Origin of the sequence: Tumebacillus flagellatus (genome assembly GCF_000714935.1) — a bacterium.
GTDB lineage: Bacteria > Bacillota > Bacilli > Tumebacillales > Tumebacillaceae > Tumebacillus > Tumebacillus flagellatus.
In genome coordinates this window covers 1-17366 of record NZ_JMIR01000009.1, presented here as the reverse complement: position 1 = coordinate 17366, position 17366 = coordinate 1, and the positions used below count along the sequence as shown (strand labels likewise).

At 55.6% G+C, this 17366-nt stretch carries 17 protein-coding genes and 1 pseudogene; 5 read left to right on the top strand and 13 right to left on the bottom strand.

Going from position 1 to position 17366, the window contains the following annotated elements:
• The first annotated feature begins 88 nt into the window (after nucleotides 1-88).
• Nucleotides 89-871, top strand: coding sequence for a C40 family peptidase (locus tag EL26_RS07915; protein WP_052036128.1), 783 nt, complete (start codon nucleotides 89-91; stop codon nucleotides 869-871).
• Nucleotides 872-946: 75 nt separating this feature from the next.
• Here EL26_RS07915 and EL26_RS07910 read toward each other — a convergent pair whose 3' ends face one another.
• From EL26_RS07910 to fumC, 6 genes are all read right to left on the bottom strand, one after another.
• Nucleotides 947-1552, bottom strand: a complete 606-nt coding sequence (locus EL26_RS07910) for a nuclear transport factor 2 family protein (RefSeq protein WP_038086468.1) — start codon at nucleotides 1550-1552, stop codon at nucleotides 947-949.
• Between the two features lie 94 nt (nucleotides 1553-1646).
• Nucleotides 1647-2183 (bottom strand): GNAT family N-acetyltransferase, encoded by a 537-nt coding sequence (locus tag EL26_RS07905; protein WP_038086465.1) that lies wholly within the window; start codon nucleotides 2181-2183, stop codon nucleotides 1647-1649.
• Nucleotides 2184-2253: 70 nt separating this feature from the next.
• Nucleotides 2254-2994, bottom strand: coding sequence for a glucosamine-6-phosphate deaminase (locus EL26_RS07900; protein ID WP_038086463.1), 741 nt, complete (start codon nucleotides 2992-2994; stop codon nucleotides 2254-2256).
• Nucleotides 2995-3096: 102 nt separating this feature from the next.
• Nucleotides 3097-3825 carry a polysaccharide deacetylase family protein gene (locus EL26_RS07895; RefSeq protein ID WP_038086460.1) on the bottom strand — a complete coding sequence of 243 codons (729 nt, stop codon included), beginning with the start codon at nucleotides 3823-3825 and terminating at the stop codon, nucleotides 3097-3099.
• Between the two features lie 76 nt (nucleotides 3826-3901).
• Nucleotides 3902-6742, bottom strand: coding sequence for a lipase/acyltransferase domain-containing protein (locus EL26_RS07890; RefSeq protein ID WP_038086458.1), 2841 nt, complete (start codon nucleotides 6740-6742; stop codon nucleotides 3902-3904).
• Nucleotides 6743-6872: 130 nt separating this feature from the next.
• Nucleotides 6873-8249 (bottom strand): class II fumarate hydratase, encoded by a 1377-nt coding sequence (gene fumC, locus EL26_RS07885; RefSeq protein WP_038086455.1) that lies wholly within the window; start codon nucleotides 8247-8249, stop codon nucleotides 6873-6875.
• A 126-nt stretch (nucleotides 8250-8375) separates the two neighbouring features.
• On the opposite strand from fumC, the gene EL26_RS07880 reads away from it, so the two are divergent.
• The gene (locus tag EL26_RS07880; RefSeq protein WP_038086452.1) at nucleotides 8376-8987 is read left to right on the top strand and encodes a transglutaminase-like domain-containing protein; all 612 of its coding nucleotides are present in this window, start codon (nucleotides 8376-8378) and stop codon (nucleotides 8985-8987) included.
• Between the two features lie 105 nt (nucleotides 8988-9092).
• Here EL26_RS07880 and EL26_RS07875 read toward each other — a convergent pair whose 3' ends face one another.
• The 5 genes from EL26_RS07875 to EL26_RS07855 form a co-directional block, all read right to left on the bottom strand.
• Nucleotides 9093-10139, bottom strand: a complete 1047-nt coding sequence (locus EL26_RS07875) for a phosphotransferase enzyme family protein (protein WP_038086449.1) — start codon at nucleotides 10137-10139, stop codon at nucleotides 9093-9095.
• Entirely contained in the window at nucleotides 10136-10729 is a 594-nt protein-coding gene (locus EL26_RS07870) for a GNAT family N-acetyltransferase (protein WP_038086446.1), read from the bottom strand. The genes EL26_RS07875 and EL26_RS07870 overlap by 4 nt, the downstream gene beginning before the upstream one ends.
• A gap of 106 nt (nucleotides 10730-10835) precedes the next feature.
• A complete protein-coding gene (locus tag EL26_RS07865) occupies nucleotides 10836-11300 on the bottom strand; it encodes a hypothetical protein (RefSeq protein WP_038086443.1) in 465 nt (154 codons plus the stop codon).
• Between the two features lie 60 nt (nucleotides 11301-11360).
• Nucleotides 11361-12191, bottom strand: a complete 831-nt coding sequence (locus EL26_RS24470; protein ID WP_161780679.1) for a DUF4850 domain-containing protein — start codon at nucleotides 12189-12191, stop codon at nucleotides 11361-11363.
• Between the two features lie 64 nt (nucleotides 12192-12255).
• The gene (locus tag EL26_RS07855; protein ID WP_162835158.1) at nucleotides 12256-12723 is read right to left on the bottom strand and encodes a cupin domain-containing protein; all 468 of its coding nucleotides are present in this window, start codon (nucleotides 12721-12723) and stop codon (nucleotides 12256-12258) included.
• Between the two features lie 224 nt (nucleotides 12724-12947).
• Here EL26_RS07855 and EL26_RS25900 point away from each other — a divergent pair, with 224 nt between their 5' ends.
• Both EL26_RS25900 and EL26_RS25895 read left to right on the top strand, forming a co-directional pair.
• Nucleotides 12948-13586, top strand: a complete 639-nt coding sequence (locus tag EL26_RS25900; RefSeq protein WP_052036127.1) for a lysoplasmalogenase — start codon at nucleotides 12948-12950, stop codon at nucleotides 13584-13586.
• Between the two features lie 54 nt (nucleotides 13587-13640).
• Nucleotides 13641-14090 (top strand): annotated as a pseudogene (locus EL26_RS25895) (RraA family protein); the annotation flags it as partial.
• Nucleotides 14091-14147: 57 nt separating this feature from the next.
• On the opposite strand, the gene EL26_RS07840 reads toward EL26_RS25895, so the two are convergent.
• A complete protein-coding gene (locus EL26_RS07840; protein ID WP_038086438.1) occupies nucleotides 14148-15656 on the bottom strand; it encodes a malate:quinone oxidoreductase in 1509 nt (502 codons plus the stop codon).
• A 458-nt stretch (nucleotides 15657-16114) separates the two neighbouring features.
• On the opposite strand from EL26_RS07840, the gene EL26_RS23575 reads away from it, so the two are divergent.
• A complete protein-coding gene (locus EL26_RS23575) occupies nucleotides 16115-16756 on the top strand; it encodes a hypothetical protein (RefSeq protein WP_052036126.1) in 642 nt (213 codons plus the stop codon).
• Nucleotides 16757-16828: 72 nt separating this feature from the next.
• Here EL26_RS23575 and EL26_RS07830 read toward each other — a convergent pair whose 3' ends face one another.
• A complete protein-coding gene (locus EL26_RS07830; protein WP_038086435.1) occupies nucleotides 16829-17272 on the bottom strand; it encodes a hypothetical protein in 444 nt (147 codons plus the stop codon).
• Nucleotides 17273-17366 lie beyond the last annotated feature (94 nt).

Here is a 17366-nt window from a genome sequence, read left to right as displayed (position 1 = left end):
GGTTGCCACCGCCGCGTGGCTGCCGGCTTTTTTTCTGCATGTTGAAAAACGATGGTGGGCAACGTAGGGAGCGAGGAGGTCTGCCATCATGAAATGCACGAAAAAAACACTGATCAGCCTGCTGCTGACCCTCGCCCTCCTGTTCGACGGCGGAAGCAACGCATGGGCGGCAACGGCTGCTGTTGAGCCGGAAGTCGATTCGCCCGAACAAGCGGAAGCCGGCGAATTCATGCCCGGTTTTGAAAAGGGCGAAGTGGAAAGCAGCGACGATGAAGCGATTCCCGCAGCGGCGCACAATCTGCATCACGGGCAGCGCGGCCCTTCGGTACGGCAGCTGCAACGCAACTTGGCGGTGCTTGGTTTTTTTAAATACCCGCACCAGACGACCGGGTATTACGGCTGGTACACCAAATCGTCCGTGAAACGCTTCCAGCGCGCCTACGGAGTTCCGGTCACCGGTACATACGGCCCGGCGACGCGCCATGCGTTGTCGAGAGCGTTGGTGAAACACCGCTTGGTCCACGATTCCTACCGCTACATGCACATCCGTTATAAATGGGGCGGCGACAACCCGAGCGGCTTTGACTGCTCCGGATTCGTCTACTTCATGTTCCACAAATTCGGCGTGCACATACCGCGCGCCACGGCAAATCAGATGTTTAATATGGGCAAGCGCGTCTACAAATCGCAATTGCAGCCGGGGGATCTCGTGTTTTTCTCGCTGGAGAACGGCCATCATATCTCGCACGTCGGATTTTACATCGGGCATAATAAGTTCATCTCCGCCACCAACTCGCGCGGCATCTACGTCTACTCGCTTTCCAACCGCTATTGGGCTCCGCACTACAGGGGCGCCCGGCGCGTGTACTGATTCGCGTAACCCGTTTGATAAAAAAGACCGCCGGCGCGAATGCCTGCGGTCTTTCTTCTTGTGCGTATCCATGCTCTATCTGTCGTATCTTCTTCTGCCCGTTGTGATGCGGATTTCTCTGCCGTTTACGTTGATGTCGATTCCGTAGTTCCAGTTATGTCGATAGTGATCCACGGCGCGGCGCACTTTGCGGTCGATGCGGTCCACCGCGTGCTCCACACGATCTTCGACGCAGTCCACCACGTGCTCCACGCGCTCTTCGACGCGGTTGACGATCGGACGCCAGGAGACGAACGTGCCGTGCGGCCCGAACGCCCGGCGCGCCCAACGGCCCCAGTCGAAGTAGTCGTGGTGCCACACGATCTTGCCGTTCTCGAAGCGGAATTCCGATTCGATTTCGCGGTGGCGCAAGCGGCCGGAGCGTGCGGAGCGGTATTCCAATTCCCAGCGGGCACGGCCGTGGGTTTCGGTTACGTCGAGGATGCGGAAGCCCAGCACGCGGGCTCTCTCGCGGGTGGAAACCACCCAGTTCAACATCGCGCGCGCGTCTTCGCCGTAGAGATCATCCAGAATGTCGTCCGAGTCGTGTACGTTCTCATGGTAGCAGTCCGACAGAGCTTGCACATCGTTGTTCTGAATCGCGGTAAAGAAATCGATCAACAATTGCTTGTTCGGATGCATGGGTTTTCTCCCTCTCTCATTGAAATTGTAGCGTCCTTCTACAACTCATTTTACATGAAACATTGTTACATTGAAAGAGGGGAAATCCAATTCATTAAAGTTTTTTTTCGATTTCATACGACCCTTGGGTCGGGCCGCCGACGATTTCAAAACCGTGCGTCTTCCAAAACTTGACGGCGACCGTATTTTCCACTTGCACGTGGCCTTGGATCACTTGGCAACCGAGGGTCTTGGCGTGCGCGAACATCTCGTGGCAGATGCCTGAACCGATGCCTTGGTCTTGCGCCGATTTGGCAAGCACCAACGCGCCCCAGTACATCGTGCCGGGCTTGTAGACCGTGTACGAGGTGTAGCCGATCGGGCGGCCGTTTTGCTCGATGATCAGCGACGTGCCGCTCGATTTGATCTGCTGCAAGATCATCTGGTCGGTGAGTTTGGTGCCCACCGACTTTTCAAACACTTCCCCCATCGTCTCCCGCGTCACTTGCAACAAAAACGCGTCGTCTCCCGGCTTTAACTCGCGAAACGAGACGGGCGGCGGGGATTTTTTTTCAGCGCGGGGTTTTGCTTTGGTTTTGGCTTGGACTTTCGTGTTGCGGGCCGGTTTGGACTTGCGCGGTTTGGCTGGCATGAAGGTCCCTCCTCAATCTGCTGTGCAGGCTGGCTCGTGCGTCACCTTCATGCTATTCAAAAACCCTCTCCTAAGAGAGGGTTTTTCCGCGCAATTGTGAGGCGGCTGCCGGGTCCAAAAACCACCGCACCGCCCCGTGTTCTTGTAAAAACGACGCCGGCACCCGTTCGCTCACAGCGCCTTCCAACGCCTGTTGCACGATCGCCGCTTTGCTTTCTCCGTTTGCCAGCACGAGCAGTTGTTTCGCATCGAGAATGTCGGCAAGACCCACCGTCAAGCCCCACTCGAACGCCGACTCCCCCGTGTAGTACGCCGCGGTCACTTGCGACGTCGACGGAGCCAACTGCACCCGTCGGGTGCGGGAAGAACGCGTACTGCCGGGTTCGTTGTACGCGAGGTGGCCGTTGAGCCCGATGCCGAGAATCACCAGATCGAACCCGCCTGCCTCTCGAATCGCCGCTTGATAGCGGCGGCACTCCGCGTCCAGATCGTCCGCCAGCGGATTCAGCGAGTCGATCTGGAAGTCCTGCACACCGCCCGGCTCATACACATGCTCGTCCAAAAACGCTCGAAAAAACGGCACGTTCGTTTCCGAGACCGTGCCGGGTTCATCGAGGGCAAACGCGCGGATGTCGGCCAGCGATACCCGTCCCTCGCGCACACAGCGCACCAACTCGCGGTACATCAACTTCGGCGTGTTGCCGGTCGCAAAGCAAATCACGGCGTTCGGCTTGCGGCGAAGCAGTTCCACGATCACGTCGGCCGCGTGACGGCTGGCTTCTTCCCATGTCGGATTTACTTGGATTTCCATCAGAGTCACTCCTTCTCTCGTGCTGGATTTGATATCCACAGTATACCGTATGCGGGGTTCTATTTAATAGTTGTAAGGGTAGTAATGGCTGCGCTGCGGACGTTACGGACGATCCGCAGCTTTCAGCAATTCGGAAACCGTCTTACACTCATACCCTTCCGCTTGCAGCTTGGAGATGATGCCGGGGATCGCTTTCATCGATTCGCCGCGGGAATCGTACATCGCGTGCAAGAGGATGATCGAGCCCGGTCGGACGTGCTGCACGGTGTAGTCGACGATCTTGTCGGCGGACGAGGCGATGTCTTCGTAGGAGTCCGGTTCGAGGTCCCACATGATCGTGGTGCGGTCGTGTTGCTTCAAGTAGTATGGCAGGTAGAGCAGTTTCTTCCCGTTGGGCGGGCGGAAGAGAATGTCGCCCTGATACCCGGCGTCGCGGAGGAGCGCATCCGTTTTTTCCACTTCGCTTGAGAGGTACGACGGAGATTTGAAGATCATGCGGTTGTGCGAATAGGAGTGATTGCCGACCTCATGCCCGGCTTGGATGATCTGCTTCGCTTCGCCCGGATGCTTCTCGATCTCTTGCCCGATCAGAAAAAACGTCGCTTTCACCCCTTTGGCGTCCAGCTCCTTGAGAATCTCGCCGGTGTGTTCGGGGTTCGGGCCGTCATCAAACGTGAGGGCAACGACTTTCTTCGTAGTTTCCACGCGCGGGACGAGTTCGCCGAACACTTGATAGGTGCGGGAATTCATCAGTTTGTACGTCGTCACGCAATAGATGGCGAGCAGCAGAACGATACAGAGCGAGATGATGCCGATTTTTTTCTTGTTCACCAAAAAACCCTCCTCATGGCTTTATCACACCACGGGAGGGCTTCGGATTCAATGACGGCAAGCTGATAAATTTGCTTTACTTGATGGTCAGTTGCTGCCCGGAAATCAAGGTGTTGCCTTGGTAGATCATCGTGTTGCCGTTGATTTGACGGATCGTCAGCGGCGCGGACGCGAAGTTTTGCAGTTTGCCGTAGGAGAACCGGTTGCTTGCGCCCGAGTCGTTGAGGTCGTACTTGGCGACGATAAACTCGGTGCCGTCGGTGCTTTTCACGACGATGCTGTAGTTGTCGTACTTGTTGATGAAAAACTGCAAGTTGTTCGTGCCGTCCTCCAGACGCGCCACTTGCGCCATCAAGCCCGCCGTGGAATTTTCGTCGTCGATTGTGCCGTCGCTGCGGAATTTGATGACGGAGGTGGAATTGTCTTTGAGATTCGTCAGTTCGACTGTCATGTTGTTGAAACTCGTCGGAGCGGCCGTCAGCGAATTCGCCGTCAACATCGTCATCGCGCCGGTCGACGCGGACGTGCGGATGCCGCTTGCGACAGTGTTCGGCGTGCCTTTGACGATGTTCAGGACTTGCGCGCGGGTCGCGGCGTCCTTCACCAAGCCCATGTGGTCTGCGCCGGAGAAGTAGAACGACGCGCCGGAAGAGCCCGGTTTCATCGCCGAAAACGACGGAACGGTGCCGTCTCCCTTGGTCATGACGTACTCCAAGTAGAACCAGTGGAAGATGTCTTTCATTTCCCAGTAGTTGTACGCGGTGATCGTGTCGACCGTGTCGCCGACGATGTGGTATTGCGTCACGCCCGGATACGACGTATCCCATTGGCTGTGGCGCTGATCCGCTTGCGCGGCCAGCGCTTGGTTCGGGTATTTCGCGTTCAATTGCGCGTGCGTGTAATTCGTGGCATGGCCGAGGATGTCGATGTACTGGTACGTGGAGCGACCCAGTTTGGCGTTGACTTGGTTGTTGTATTCATTCGACGGTGCCAGTTGGTAGACCGCCGGGGCGTTTTGCGCGATCGCTTCGCCCGTAGAGTTCATGAGAATCGGCACGCCGAAATTGTATCCGCCAAGCGCCAGCGCTTTCGAAGCCAGCGCCGCGCCGAGGTACGGCGTGCCGAGCGTTGTCACTTGGTCAAACTTGCCCGCCATCCCCGTTTGGTTCAAGAGATAGTCTTTCACGACGAGACCGCCCATGCTGTGCGCGACCGCTTGCACTTTCGTGGCACCCGACGCGTTCAGAGCTTCGTTGATTTTATTGGTGAGCGCGGTGTTTTGGCAGTGGTTGTCGAGACGCCAATCGTACGGGAAGCCGAACAGCGTCTTGCCCGGCACATAGCCCGCTTTGACGAGGTCGTTGATCATGTCGTTGTAGTACGACGTCATGCTGAGATGGATGCTGGAGACGTACGAGATGCCGTCAAGTCCGTAGTTGCTCGACACCGGCGAGATCGAAACGTCCGAATATTTGGCGACGACGTCCGTGCAGCCGGAGCAGGCGGGATTCAGCGAGAGGTTGTGCTTGATCGGCTCGTTGATCAACAGCGCGTCCCAGAGGCCGAACCACGTGAGGCTGCCATTGTTGTTCAGTTCGGTACCGCCAATCCCCGGAAAGAGGATCACCGGAATCGTGTTCGTCGAGAGATCCAGTTTGTAGTTCGACGTGGACGACCCGCTGTACGGCGTGACTTTGATGTAGTAATAGCCGGGGTTCAGGGTGTCTGAGATCGACTCGGGTGCCGTGCCCCAGTTCATCGAGGAATCGACCCAGTTTTGCGAAGCGTCGTACAGTACCACGTCGTAGTCGGTGCCCGTCGGGAGGTTGCTCAAGTTCAGCGCGAACGTCGAACGCAGCGGCACATAGATGCGGTAGTAGTCCACGTCGGCCGCGCTCGGCAAGTTGGCGTAAATCGTGTCGGACTTGCCGACTGCCACCGCCGTGTCGAACGTGTTGTTGTTTTCATAAGAATCAGAATTCAAAGCCGGCGTCGTCGAGCCGGTGACTTGCAAATCGTAAGAGTTCGAAGTGTTATAAGTGCTGTTGTACCCGACGACTTTCACGTAGTACCATTGGTTCGCCGTCACGGGCAAGTCGGTGATTACTTCATCGTAATTGCTGCCCCACATCGAGTAGTCGATCTGGTTGAAGTTCTGGTCGTATACATAGAGGTCGTAGTCGCACCCCGTCGGGATGCCGCCCAACCAGAAGCGGCCGATGCCGTTGTTGTAGAACTGGACTTTATAGAAATCGACGTCCGTGGAGCTGTCGATCTTGCCGAACATGTCGTCGCCCGTGATCACACGGTTCGCCGTGCCGAACGTGTTGTTCGATTCGGTTTCATACACGGAGAGGAGCGATTGCACCTGCCCGTCGGCGAGGTTCAGCGAGCTATGCGCTTCCACGCGACTCAGTTGCAAGTTGGAGTTGGTGACGTTGCCCTTGGCGTCCTGCTTCACTTGGACAACGAGGTCGCCGGTGTAAGACTCGGTCGCGGGCAGAGTGTCTTTTTTCTTGCCGGTGATTTTGACGTTGAAGCTGTAGAGGTCGCCGGGGGCGAGGCCGTCGAGTTTCAGCGTCTTGGCGGTGGCTTTCAGTTTGCCTTCATAGACGCTTTGCTTGCTGCCGCGCTTGGAGACCGCCAGTTCCACTTGCTGCCCTTTCTCCAACGTGCCCGTGTAGGTAAAAACCGCCTGCACACGTCCTTGGGCGCCCAACACGCTTTGGATCGTGAACGGCGTGTCGGTCTGCGCCGGAACCGTCTCCCCCGTTTGGGGCGCTTGCAACGTTTGCACCGCTTGCACGGTCTCTGTTGAAACCGTCGCTTGCGCAGCCGACGGGGTGCTGAGTTGCACTGGCAACACCGCAAGGGCTGCGATCAGAAGCGATGACGCAAGCTTCTGTACAAGTTTCATGAAATTCCCTCCCTTTATTCGTTTACCTTTTGTCACGACATTAGCATATATCTAAATATTTTAAACATCAAGTTCCAATGATAAAAAAAGAACGAGCCCGTCGAGAGCCCGTTCATTTTTCGTTCAGGGGTTAGATCATGTCTTCCGGCTTTACGTATTGATCAAATTCCGCTTCGGTGAGCAAGCCGGTCCGCAGCGCCGCTTCCTTGAGCGTCAATCCTTCGGCGTGGGCGAGTTTGGCGATTTTGGCGGCGTTTTCGTAGCCGATGTGCGGGTTGAGCGCGGTGACGAGCATCAAGGAATTGTGCAAGTTGTGTTCGATGCGCTCGACGTTCGGCTCGATGCCGACGGCGCACTTGTCGTTGAACGTGATCATCGCGTCCGCCAACAGCCGGACGCTTTGCAAGAAATTGTAGATGATCACCGGCTTGAACACGTTGAGTTCGAAATTGCCAAGGCTTGCCGCAAACCCGATCGTCGCGTCGTTGCCCATGACTTGCGTGACGACCATCGTCATCGCTTCGCTTTGCGTCGGATTGACTTTTCCCGGCATGATCGAGCTGCCCGGCTCGTTGGCGGGGATGGTGAGTTCGCCGATCCCGCTGCGCGGACCGCTCGCCAGCCAGCGCACGTCGTTGGCGATCTTCATCAAGTCGGCGGCGAGCGCTTTGAGCGCGCCGTGCGTGTAGACGACTTGGTCGTGGGACGTCAGCGCGTGAAACTTGTTGACGGCGGAGGAGAACGATTGATTCAGATAGAGGTTGATCTCTTCGGCGACGGCGTCTCCGAACCCGGGCGGCGCGTTGAGGCCCGTGCCGACGGCGGTGCCGCCGATGGCGAGTTCCTTCATCGAGCGCACGCTGTCGGAGATCATCCGCTCGCTTTTTTCCAGCATGTGCGCCCAGCCGGAGATCTCTTGGCCGAGCGTGAGCGGCGTGGCGTCTTGCAGGTGGGTGCGTCCGATTTTGATCAGGTTGGCGAATTGGTTGGCTTTCGCATCGAGGGTGGCTTTGAGCTTTTGCAGGGCGGGCAACAGACGGTCTTCCACGGCGAGCACGCCGGCGATGTGCAACGCGGTCGGAAACGTGTCGTTGGAACTCTGCGACCTGTTGACGTCGTCGTTCGGGTGCAGGCGGGCGTCGCTGCCGGATTGCTCCAACAGTTGATTGCCGCGGTGCGCGATCACTTCGTTGACGTTCATGTTCGATTGGGTGCCGCTGCCCGTTTGCCAGACGACCAGCGGGAAGTGCTCATCCCACCGCCCGGCGAGAATTTCGTCTGCAGAGCGAACGACGGCGTCGGCTTTCTCTTGGGAGAGTTTGCCGAGTTTGCGGTTGGTGAGAGCGGCGCTGCGCTTGAGGATGGCGAACGCGCGGATGACTTCGATCGGCATCCGTTCCGTGCCGATCGGGAAGTTTTCCACGCTCCGTTGCGTTTGCGCGCCCCAGAGTTTGTCGGCCGGGACTTGTATTTCACCAAGGGTGTCTCTTTCGATTCTGGTGTCCATGCGAGGGTCCTCCTCCTGTTTGCTCAAACAGATTCAGGATTTCCATTTCTCGTACGGTCAAAACTCACATTGCATAAAAATGCAAAAATAAGTATCATTACTACATCGTTTGAAGAGAGGTGCGCCATGATCAAACTGAAGACCACGGAGCCGATGGATGCCTTTTTGCAGTCGGATCGGTACGTTGATTTTGACAACGCCGCGATTCAGGAATTGGTTCGAGAGCTTCAATCAGGGCAGAGCGAGACGGAACTCGTGCGCGACATCTATGAATTTGTGCGGGATCGAATCGCACACTCGTGGGACATTCAAGCGACCGATGTGCAAGCGACCGCGTCGGAGGTGCTTCAGAACGGGCACGGCATCTGTTATGCCAAATCCCATCTGCTCGCGGCGCTCCTGCGGGCGGCGGGGATTCCGTCGGGTTTTTGCTACCAGCGGCTGACGTTGTTTGACAAGCCGGAGGACGGGCATTGCGTGCATGCGCTGAACACCGTCTACCTGAGCGAACATCAGAAGTGGATTCGTCTGGATGCGCGCGGAAACAAACCGGGAGTGGACGCCCGGTTTTCGCTGGACGAGGAGAAGCTCGCCTTCCCCGTTCGCAAAATCTATGACGAGGTGGACTATGAGACCAACTTCGCCGTCCCCCCTGCTCCCATCACCGACACGTTGGAAAGCTTTCGTGACGGCAACGGTTTGGAGATGTACCTTCACGGACTGCCCGCCGCTTTATAGAGTCAATACGATGTCCTGTTCGCTATGAAAATGCACGTTCACAGCCTCCCTCTGCATTCTAAGAAAAAAACCGCTCGCCTCCAGGAAGAGGACGATTGCGGTTTTTTATTTGCTTGCTCCTCGCTGCGAAAAACACTCGCGCAGAGCTTGCAGTTTGCCTTCCAAGCGGGCTTTCAAGTTCATCGCCCACTCCGGGCCGGATTCGAGGCGCACGACGTCGAGCAATTTGGCGAACATCAACAGTTGATGGAAGCGCAAAAACATCGGGAGATGCGCGGCGTCTGCGGGAAGGAGTGTTTTTTTCGTACGGTAGCCTTGGAGGAAGGCGCGGATGCGCGGGTCCTCCTCGTCTGCTTCTGCGCCCGCGACGTACAAGTCGCGCAGAGCAAACGCGATGTCGGCGGCAAACCAATTGCAGGAGCAGCCGTCAAAGTCGAGAATTTGCAACTCCCCGTCTTCGCGCCGGATCAGGTTGTCGAGTTCGAAGTCGAAGTGGATCATGCCGAAGTTGTCGTCGGTGCGCGGGAGGGAGCGCAGCCACGTTTCGAGGCGGGTCACTTCTTGCAACGCCGCCGTTTCCTCAGCGGGCAAAGCAGCTTTGGCGAGCGCCAGTTGCTCAAAGCAGGTCTTGCGCCGACCCGTCTTGGCTTGATCGGTGTCAGCGTCTCGCGGCAGGCGTTCGCACTCGGCTTCATATTGACTTGCAACTTGGTGCAGACGCCCCATTGCCGCTCCCCAGCGGGCGAACCCGGTTTCGTCCAAGTCTTCCAGCTCCGGATGCTCGCCGTGCAAGTACGTAAACACCACCGCGTGAAACACGCCGAGCGAGCTGTCGCAAGTCTCGATCTCACGCCCTGCTTTTGATGCGACCGGCTGATGAACGGGTACATCCCGCTGGGCGAGGAAGTTCAAGAACGCCAACTCCGCTTCGATCTCCTGCAAACTTCGCTCGCTCTCGTGGCTCAAGCGCAAGATGAAATCCTGCCCGTCCCGCTGAAACTTCAAGATAACATTCTGCGAAGCGCGCACGAAGCGAATCGTGCCCGCGTCATACCCCCAGCGCTCCAGCAGTTGCGGCACCATCTCAGCATCCGGCCCCGCCTCCCCTGTCGCTGCAAAAAAACGCACCATTCCCGCCAGCGTCATCATCATGCGAATTCGTGCCCTCGTACTTTCGCGTAGACTTTGGTGTTGGTCAGCGTCTTGCCGTCCACGATGTCGAGGCTTTCGTTGCGCAGGATGCCTTCCAGCGTGTACCCGAGACGCTCCGCCACCGCCGCGCTGCGGACATTGCGCTCGTCGCAACGGATCATGAGGCGGTTCGCCTGCAAATGGCTGATCGCAAACTCCTCCAGACCGCGGACCGCTTCCGTGACAAGTCCCTGCCCTGCGTACTTGGTGCGTGCCCAATAGCCGATTTCAAATAGGCGCCCCTCCCAGTCCAAACGGTGCAATCCGGTGCTGACCACCAATTCGCCGGTGTCCTTATGAAACGCCAGCAAGCGCAAGTCCGAACGTTGCAAAAACTTCACGTGCGCTTCCCGGATGTTAAGCTCCACGTCTGCTTCCGTCTGGTCGAGATGCGCGAAGGGCATCCACGGTTTTAATTCTTCCAAGCTCTCCAGAATGGATTGATAGACTTCTTTGCCGTCGCCGGGCAGCGGCAAGCGCACGAGCAGTCGCTCCGTTTCGAAGCGGTCGGGAAATTCCATCAAGATCGGATGTGTAGGTTTGGTTGTCATGTGATCGTCCTCTCTCGGATAAATGGTAAGAGTTTCCGCTAGTATAGGGGATTTTTTCCTGTTCGGCAATAGAAAAAACCGCTCTGCTCTCGTGGCAGGGCGGTTTTTACATGATCTTATACACGATGCCGTGCTGGTTCGCCCACTCGCAGAGTAAACGGTGCGCGGCGGTGCGTTGCGGTTTTCGAACGTGGTACGACGTCAAGAAACGCAGCCGACGGGTGTAGATGGTGAGCCGGCCTTCCTTGAGCTTGATTTCGCGGATTTCATCCGTACGGTAGAAGTGCAGCGGCGAGTTGCCGATCTGGATGTACTCGTCCTCGATCACCACGTCTTGCTGACGGTCGAACAGGAGCCCGATGAGAACCAGGATCACGAAGGTGACGATCATGGAAATGTAAGACGGCACGTGATCTGCGTGCGTCCACTTCATCAGCAGTTGGTCGATATCGCTCTGGTAGATATTATGTAGGAGCTCCATCGCCGCCAACACGATGACCATGAGCATCGAGGAGCAGGTAAAGCTGTTTTCCAGCTGCGGGTCGGGTGAAGTTGGTTTTTTTCCGAACATGGCAGTTCTCCTTGAGAAGTCGGTGTTACTTGGTATATACGGGGAAGTTCGGAAAAAGTTTCAAGATTTCATGCCGTAGCTCTCTTGCCAGTAGAAGTTCAAAATCACCGTTTGCAGCGGGAGGTCGGTGGATTTCGTTTTGATTTCGACGACGTCGAAGCTGTATTGGTTGTCCTCCGTGCGGTCGAGGTCGACGGCGTTCGCTTCATAACCCGCCTCCGCGCTTCCGAGCGAGATCGCCATGACCCTTGGGGTGATCGCGTAGGTGTGCGGGAAGTTCCCCAGCTCAACCGGTTGGCCTGCAAATTCGCTGGCGGCGGCTGTGCGATTGGGGAACACCGTCCCGAGATGGCGCAGCGCACAACCCGCGCACCCGCCGTCTCCAAGCAAATTCAGGTATTGCTTCGGGTCCTGCGGGGACACGAGACGGATGTTCATCGAGCCGTCAGTTGCGAAGGAGGCTTTCTGCACGTTCCAACCCTTGGGACCTAAAAAAAGCAAACTGTGCACGTTGTCCCCCTCGTTCACCCAGTACGCCGCAAGTTGATTTGCCAGAGCGGGCGGGACGGTGAAATGGATGGCGGAAATCGGTTGGAGCGGTTTCAGGGAGAGCACTCCTTGGCCGCTGACCAGTGCGTGTTCGGCAGGGACTGGCGTGAGCGGTAAAACGGTGGGTGTATTTTCCTCGTCGAGGAGCAGAACGTGATCCACGTCGGTGTTGGTTGGGGCCGGTGCGGTTTTTTCCGGTGCGGACGGTGGATTGTCGCTGGGTTGAGAGGCGGGAGTTGCCGCGGGCCTTGCGGGCGTTGAGGTGGACGCCGTCGTCGCGTTGGACGAACAGCCCGCACAAAGTACAGCAATTGTAAAAAGCGCGAGTAAATACTGCTTCATGGAATACCTCCAGAAACAGCATACCGCGCCTGTAACAAACTGGCAAGACGAGGAAAAAGTTTGCCTACTTCGCATTCGGCTCCGTTTCAAAGTCGATGGCGTCTTGCCCTTTAAACTTCAGCTTTTGATCGCGGAGGTAGTACACATCCTCGTCCGGGTAGTGCGCAACGTCGCCGATTTCGTTCGTGCCGACGTCGAGGATCTCCAACAGGGTCTCGCCGGTGTTGAGGAACGTATGCGCGATTCCTTGTCCTGCAGGCTTCGCGATGAAGTCGCCCTGTTTCACCGGATACTCCTCCCCGTTCCAGCGCAGCGTCCCCGAGCCTTGCAAGATCAGAAAAAACTCCTCCTGAAGCGAGTGGCTGTGATAGACGGTGCTGGTCGCACCGGGTTCGAGGCGGTCGATGTTCACGTAGATTTTTTGACTTCCTGCGGCTCCCCCGAGATAGAGCGTGCTGATTTTGCCCATGAAGTCGTCGAAGTGTTCGCTGAATTCACCGGGAAGGTTTTGAAGGTTCATGATGTTTGCCAAGTATGAAAGTCCTCGCTTTCGAGTGAAATATCAGTCCCTATTATTTCACACTTTTCAAAAAAGTAAAATGATCACCGTTACGAGTCTTCGTGGATGTGGCTGTGGTGTTTTTTTGTTTTTGGAGTGGGGGTTTTTGGAAGGCTTCTTGCGTGTGAGTGTAGAAGTTTCATGATCGAAATGAAGATTTTCGGTTTTCGATTTAAACGAGAGGGGACAACTCGGAGATGTTAGCACTGACAGCGGTTGCGATGGCGTGCGGGTTGATGGATTTGCTGGCGATTGCGCGTGGATGGGAGAAGGCGAGGTATGGGTGGAAGCCGGGAACGATGGTTGTGATCCTCCTGCTGGCGGTGCTCGGGGCGGATTTTGGAGACGCCTTGGATCGGTGGTTGCTGGCGGGATTGGTGCTGTCGCTTGCGGGGGATGTTTTTTTGGTACTGCCGAAGGAGAGGTTTCTCTCGGGATTGCTTGCGTTTTTTGCGGCGCATGTTTGTTACATGGCGGCTTTTGCGCCGGGGCGCGGGGGTTCCTTGCAGGGGTTGGCGGAGCATCAGGGGATCGTCGCGGGGGTGTTGGCCGCGTTTGGAGCGGTGTATTTTTTTCTGCTGGCAAAAGGGGTTTTGCGCTCCGGCGGTCGGGGTCTGCTCGTGGCGGTCGCCTGCTACATCCTCGTCATTCTCGGCATGGTTTGGCGGGCCGCCACGTCGGGCGACGCGTGGATTTTCACGGGAGCGGTGCTGTTTATGATCTCGGATTCCGTGCTCGCGTGGAATCGATTTGTGAAGGGTTCGCGGGTGTTTGAAGTGCTGGTGATGGTGACGTACTATGCGGCGCAGGTTCTGTTGGCGTGGTCTGTTTCTTGATGGAACGTCCCCGTTATCGAAAACTCGAAAGCAAGCTATGCTATTTCGCTATTTCTCAAAGCCATTCGGGAAGCGCAACCGGGCGATGTCCTCGTCGTCGACGTCAAAGGCGACATGTACCGAGCGATGACCGGCGACTTTATCCTTGGGATGGCGCAAACCTTGGGCATCGCGGGCGTCGTCGTCGATGGCGTCATTCGCGATGTTCGCGGCTGCAAAGCGCTGAACTTCCCCGTTTTCTGCAAAGGAACCACGGTGGCCCCCTGCGGCAAAGCCGGGATGGGCGAACTCCATGTTCCGATTTCGTGCGGCGGTGTTTCCATCTCCCCCGGTGACCTCATCGTAGGCGATGCGGACGGTGTCGTCGTCATCCCGCAGACGATGGAGAACGAAGTTTTGGAAAAAGCGCTGGAGCGCATGAAGTCGGAAGAGCAACGCGTCGCGAAGGTCTCCGGCAAGCGCGAAGAGATCCTGCGCTGCATCGACAACATGCTCTCTAAGTAACACAAAAACTCCCTTTCCTCTCAGGAAAAGGGAGTTTTTTCGTCCGAATCTTATCTCTTAGGACACGCTTGCCGTCTGCAACGAAGAATCTTCGCTCAGACCCAGCGTCTTCGCCGTGGAGGCATGAAGTTCGCGGATCAGGTCCGGGTTCTTCAGCAGGGACACGCCGTAAGACGGGATCATTTCCCTGATCTTCGGTTCCCATGCTTTGAGCTCTTGCGGGAAGCATTTCTTGATCAGTTCAAGCATGACGTGAACGGCTGTCGAAGCACCCGGAGATGCGCCGAGCAGTGCCGCAATCGAGCCGTCCGCCGCGCTGACGACTTCCGTACCGAATTGCAGCGTTCCTTTGCCGTCAGCCGTGTCTTTAATAACCTGTACGCGTTGGCCTGCAACGACGATATCCCAATCTTCGCTCTTGGCGTTCGGGATGAACTCGCGCAGTTCTTCCATGCGCTTTTCCTTCGACAGCATGACCTGCTGGATCAGGTACTTGGTCAGCGGAACGTTTTTCGCGCCGGCTGCCAGCATCGTGAAGACGTTGTTCGGCTTCACGGAGCCCAACAAGTCAAACATGGAGCCGGTTTTCAAGAACTTCGGAGAGAAGCCTGCAAACGGGCCAAACAGCAGCGATTTTTTGTTGTCGATGTAACGAGTGTCAAGGTGCGGAACCGACATCGGCGGAGCGCCGACTTTCGCTTTGCCGTAGACCTTCGCATGATGCTGCTCCACAACTTCCGGGTTGTTGCACACCATGAAGAGGCCGCTGACCGGGAACCCGCCGATGTGTTTGCTTTCCGGAATCCCCGACTTTTGCAGCAACGGCAGACTGCCGCCGCCGCCGCCGATGAACACGAACTTCGCCGTGTGGCGTTCGACCGCGCCGGTGTTGACGTTGCGCACTTTCAATTCCCACGAGCCGTCGGCGGCACGCTTAATATCATCTACACTATGTTTAAACTTCATCTCTACATCTTGCTTCTTCAGGTGATCGAACAAGATGCGAGTCAAAGCTCCAAAGTTAACGTCTGTACCAGAATCGATTTTGGTTGCCGCGATCGGGTCGTTCGAGTCGCGACCGTTCATGATCAGCGGAATCCATTCTTTCAGTTTTTCCGTTTCATCGGAGAATTCCATCCCTTCGAACAGGGGATTGTTCGAGAGTGCTTCGAAGCGTTTTTTCAAAAACGCGACGTTCTCTTCCCCTTGCACCATGCTCAGATGGGGCAGCGGCATGATGAAGTCCTTCGGGTTTTGGATCAGGTTGCGGTTGACCAGATAGGACCAAAATTGCTTGGACAGCTGGAACTGTTCGTTGATTTTGATCGCTTTGGTGATATCTATGGATCCATCCGGGTTTTCGACGGTGTAGTTCAGCTCGCACAGGGCCGCGTGACCTGTCCCTGCGTTGTTCCATTCGTTCGAACTTTCTTCACCAGCGCTTCCGAGCTTCTCAAACACGGTAATTTTCCAGTCCGGCACCAGTTCTTTCAGGAGAGTGCCGAGCGTCGCACTCATGATCCCTGCACCGATTAAGATTACGTCTGTTCCAGTTTGTCCACTCATTTTAACCATCCTTACACATTAAGATTTACAGAAAGGAGGCGGGCGGTCCTTGCTCAGCACACAGCAAGCCAGGGCGCGTCCTGGAAACACACCTTTTCTGGATCAATTATAACCTCGTAATAGTGTAACACTATTTTCGTAGATAGAAAATGATTTTTACAGCATATGGAAAAAGTATTTTTTCCCGTAAATCTTTCTATCTCTACAATAACAAAGAGCGGATTGAATCGCCCGCTCCTCAAGAATTCTATGCGTTTGTTGACGGCGGTTAGGCGAATGCTAGTGTTCTTTTTCGACTGTTTAGTGCAAAATCCTCGTATTCCCGAGCGGAAACCAAGGTTTCTCAAGCACCGCCGCAAACAAATCGTGCTGCGGAATTTCTTGGTGTAATGAAAACACCCCGTGAAACGTCTATTTTTTGATATCCTAGATCAAAGTAGTTCGAGGAGCGGATCATCGTGGTGAGGAAACAAAGAACGAAACGTAGATTTTTTATTTCGCTGGTGCTCGTAGCTGGGGTCATTTTTATCGGGGTGGCCACTTGGAATTTATTGCCTTCCCAGAGTCCAACACATACGATAGAAGCATCTGTGCCGGTCGATGATCCTTTCCACGTACCAATCCATACGAAGACGAAAGCACCCGCCTCTGCAACCCTTCCCCCGGCAAATGCACCGGAAGAAGCTGACATCAGTGCTGGCAATCCTTACCGAGATGCGGGAATCTATTACCCTAAGGAATTCGAAGCGTTTTTCAAAAAGTTACAACAGATGGTTCAAGAAGAGAATCACGAGGCCGTAGCAGATTTATTGAGGTTCCCTTTGCGTGTCAATGATTCGGGAAAAAATTACAAGAACGCAACACGAGAGGAGTTTCTCAATCAATATGATGAAATCATGACGACTCGGGTAAAAACAGCTTTGATCAACCAAAAAGCAGAAGACCTCTTTGTGAATGACCGTGGAGTAATGGTGGGGCGCGGTGAAATCTGGATCAATGAAGTTGTACATACAGACGAAGACCAACAGCTCGTTCAGGATGTAGACGGGAACCAACACCCGATCTTCACGATCAACGCGATCAACGAAATCACCGATTGATGCAAAGGGCAGGAACCGCGAGTGACGGTTTCTGCCCTTTTTTATGGAATGGACGGTAGCCCACAATGTCTCTTATAATCCCGCAGCTTCCATCTCTCTGAGCACCGCTGCAATGCGAACCTGCAACAACTTGCACTCGGTTTCCGTTCGAGTCGAGAGCATTTCTAGAAGTTCGTCAATCGGTTCCAAAAGCCCGTTTTGCCGGAAGATTTCCGTTGCCCGCTTAATCAGCTCACAGGCAGCACTCGTTTTATTTCGTGCCAACAGAAGGTACGCAAAGTTTTTGTACGCCCTCCCTCTCTCCGGGTGCCCTTGTGGTGCAATCCGTAATGCATCCGCTACATATCTCCTTGCGTCTGCAAAAAAAACAGCACCATCATCCGATGCCCAGTAGTTGATCAGGCTTTCCTCTGCCCGACTGTTTAGATTCGAGACCACACGAATCAGAGAGAGGTGGTTGATCAATTCCTCCAAGTCCAATTCAACTGTCAAATCATGACCGTACTCGCGCTCCATGTTTGTCCGATCTACTGGATTGATTCTGTTGAGTGAATGACCACATCTCATGCATCACTCGCAAGGCACTTTGACAATCGTTGTGGGACTCGTA

What these genes read in the sequence shown, in the direction of transcription:
- EL26_RS07905 (WP_038086465.1), bottom strand. Translation starts at nt 2,183, where the DNA reads ATGCCAGCCAAACCGCGCAAGTCCAAACCGGCCCGCAACACGAAAGTC.
- EL26_RS07870 (WP_038086446.1), bottom strand. Translation starts at nt 10,729, where the DNA reads ATGACAACCAAACCTACACATCCGATCTTGATGGAATTTCCCGACCGC.
- EL26_RS07900 (WP_038086463.1), bottom strand. Translation starts at nt 2,994, where the DNA reads ATGGAAATCCAAGTAAATCCGACATGGGAAGAAGCCAGCCGTCACGCG.
- EL26_RS25900 (WP_052036127.1), top strand. Translation starts at nt 12,948, where the DNA reads ATGTTAGCACTGACAGCGGTTGCGATGGCGTGCGGGTTGATGGATTTG.
- EL26_RS07875 (WP_038086449.1), bottom strand. Translation starts at nt 10,139, where the DNA reads ATGATGATGACGCTGGCGGGAATGGTGCGTTTTTTTGCAGCGACAGGG.
- EL26_RS07915 (WP_052036128.1), top strand. Translation starts at nt 89, where the DNA reads ATGAAATGCACGAAAAAAACACTGATCAGCCTGCTGCTGACCCTCGCC.
- EL26_RS07910 (WP_038086468.1), bottom strand. Translation starts at nt 1,552, where the DNA reads ATGCATCCGAACAAGCAATTGTTGATCGATTTCTTTACCGCGATTCAG.
- EL26_RS07880 (WP_038086452.1), top strand. Translation starts at nt 8,376, where the DNA reads ATGATCAAACTGAAGACCACGGAGCCGATGGATGCCTTTTTGCAGTCG.
- fumC (WP_038086455.1), bottom strand. Translation starts at nt 8,249, where the DNA reads ATGGACACCAGAATCGAAAGAGACACCCTTGGTGAAATACAAGTCCCG.
- EL26_RS24470 (WP_161780679.1), bottom strand. Translation starts at nt 12,191, where the DNA reads ATGAAGCAGTATTTACTCGCGCTTTTTACAATTGCTGTACTTTGTGCG.
- EL26_RS07865 (WP_038086443.1), bottom strand. Translation starts at nt 11,300, where the DNA reads ATGTTCGGAAAAAAACCAACTTCACCCGACCCGCAGCTGGAAAACAGC.
- EL26_RS07840 (WP_038086438.1), bottom strand. Translation starts at nt 15,656, where the DNA reads ATGAGTGGACAAACTGGAACAGACGTAATCTTAATCGGTGCAGGGATC.
- EL26_RS07830 (WP_038086435.1), bottom strand. Translation starts at nt 17,272, where the DNA reads ATGGAGCGCGAGTACGGTCATGATTTGACAGTTGAATTGGACTTGGAG.
- EL26_RS07890 (WP_038086458.1), bottom strand. Translation starts at nt 6,742, where the DNA reads ATGAAACTTGTACAGAAGCTTGCGTCATCGCTTCTGATCGCAGCCCTT.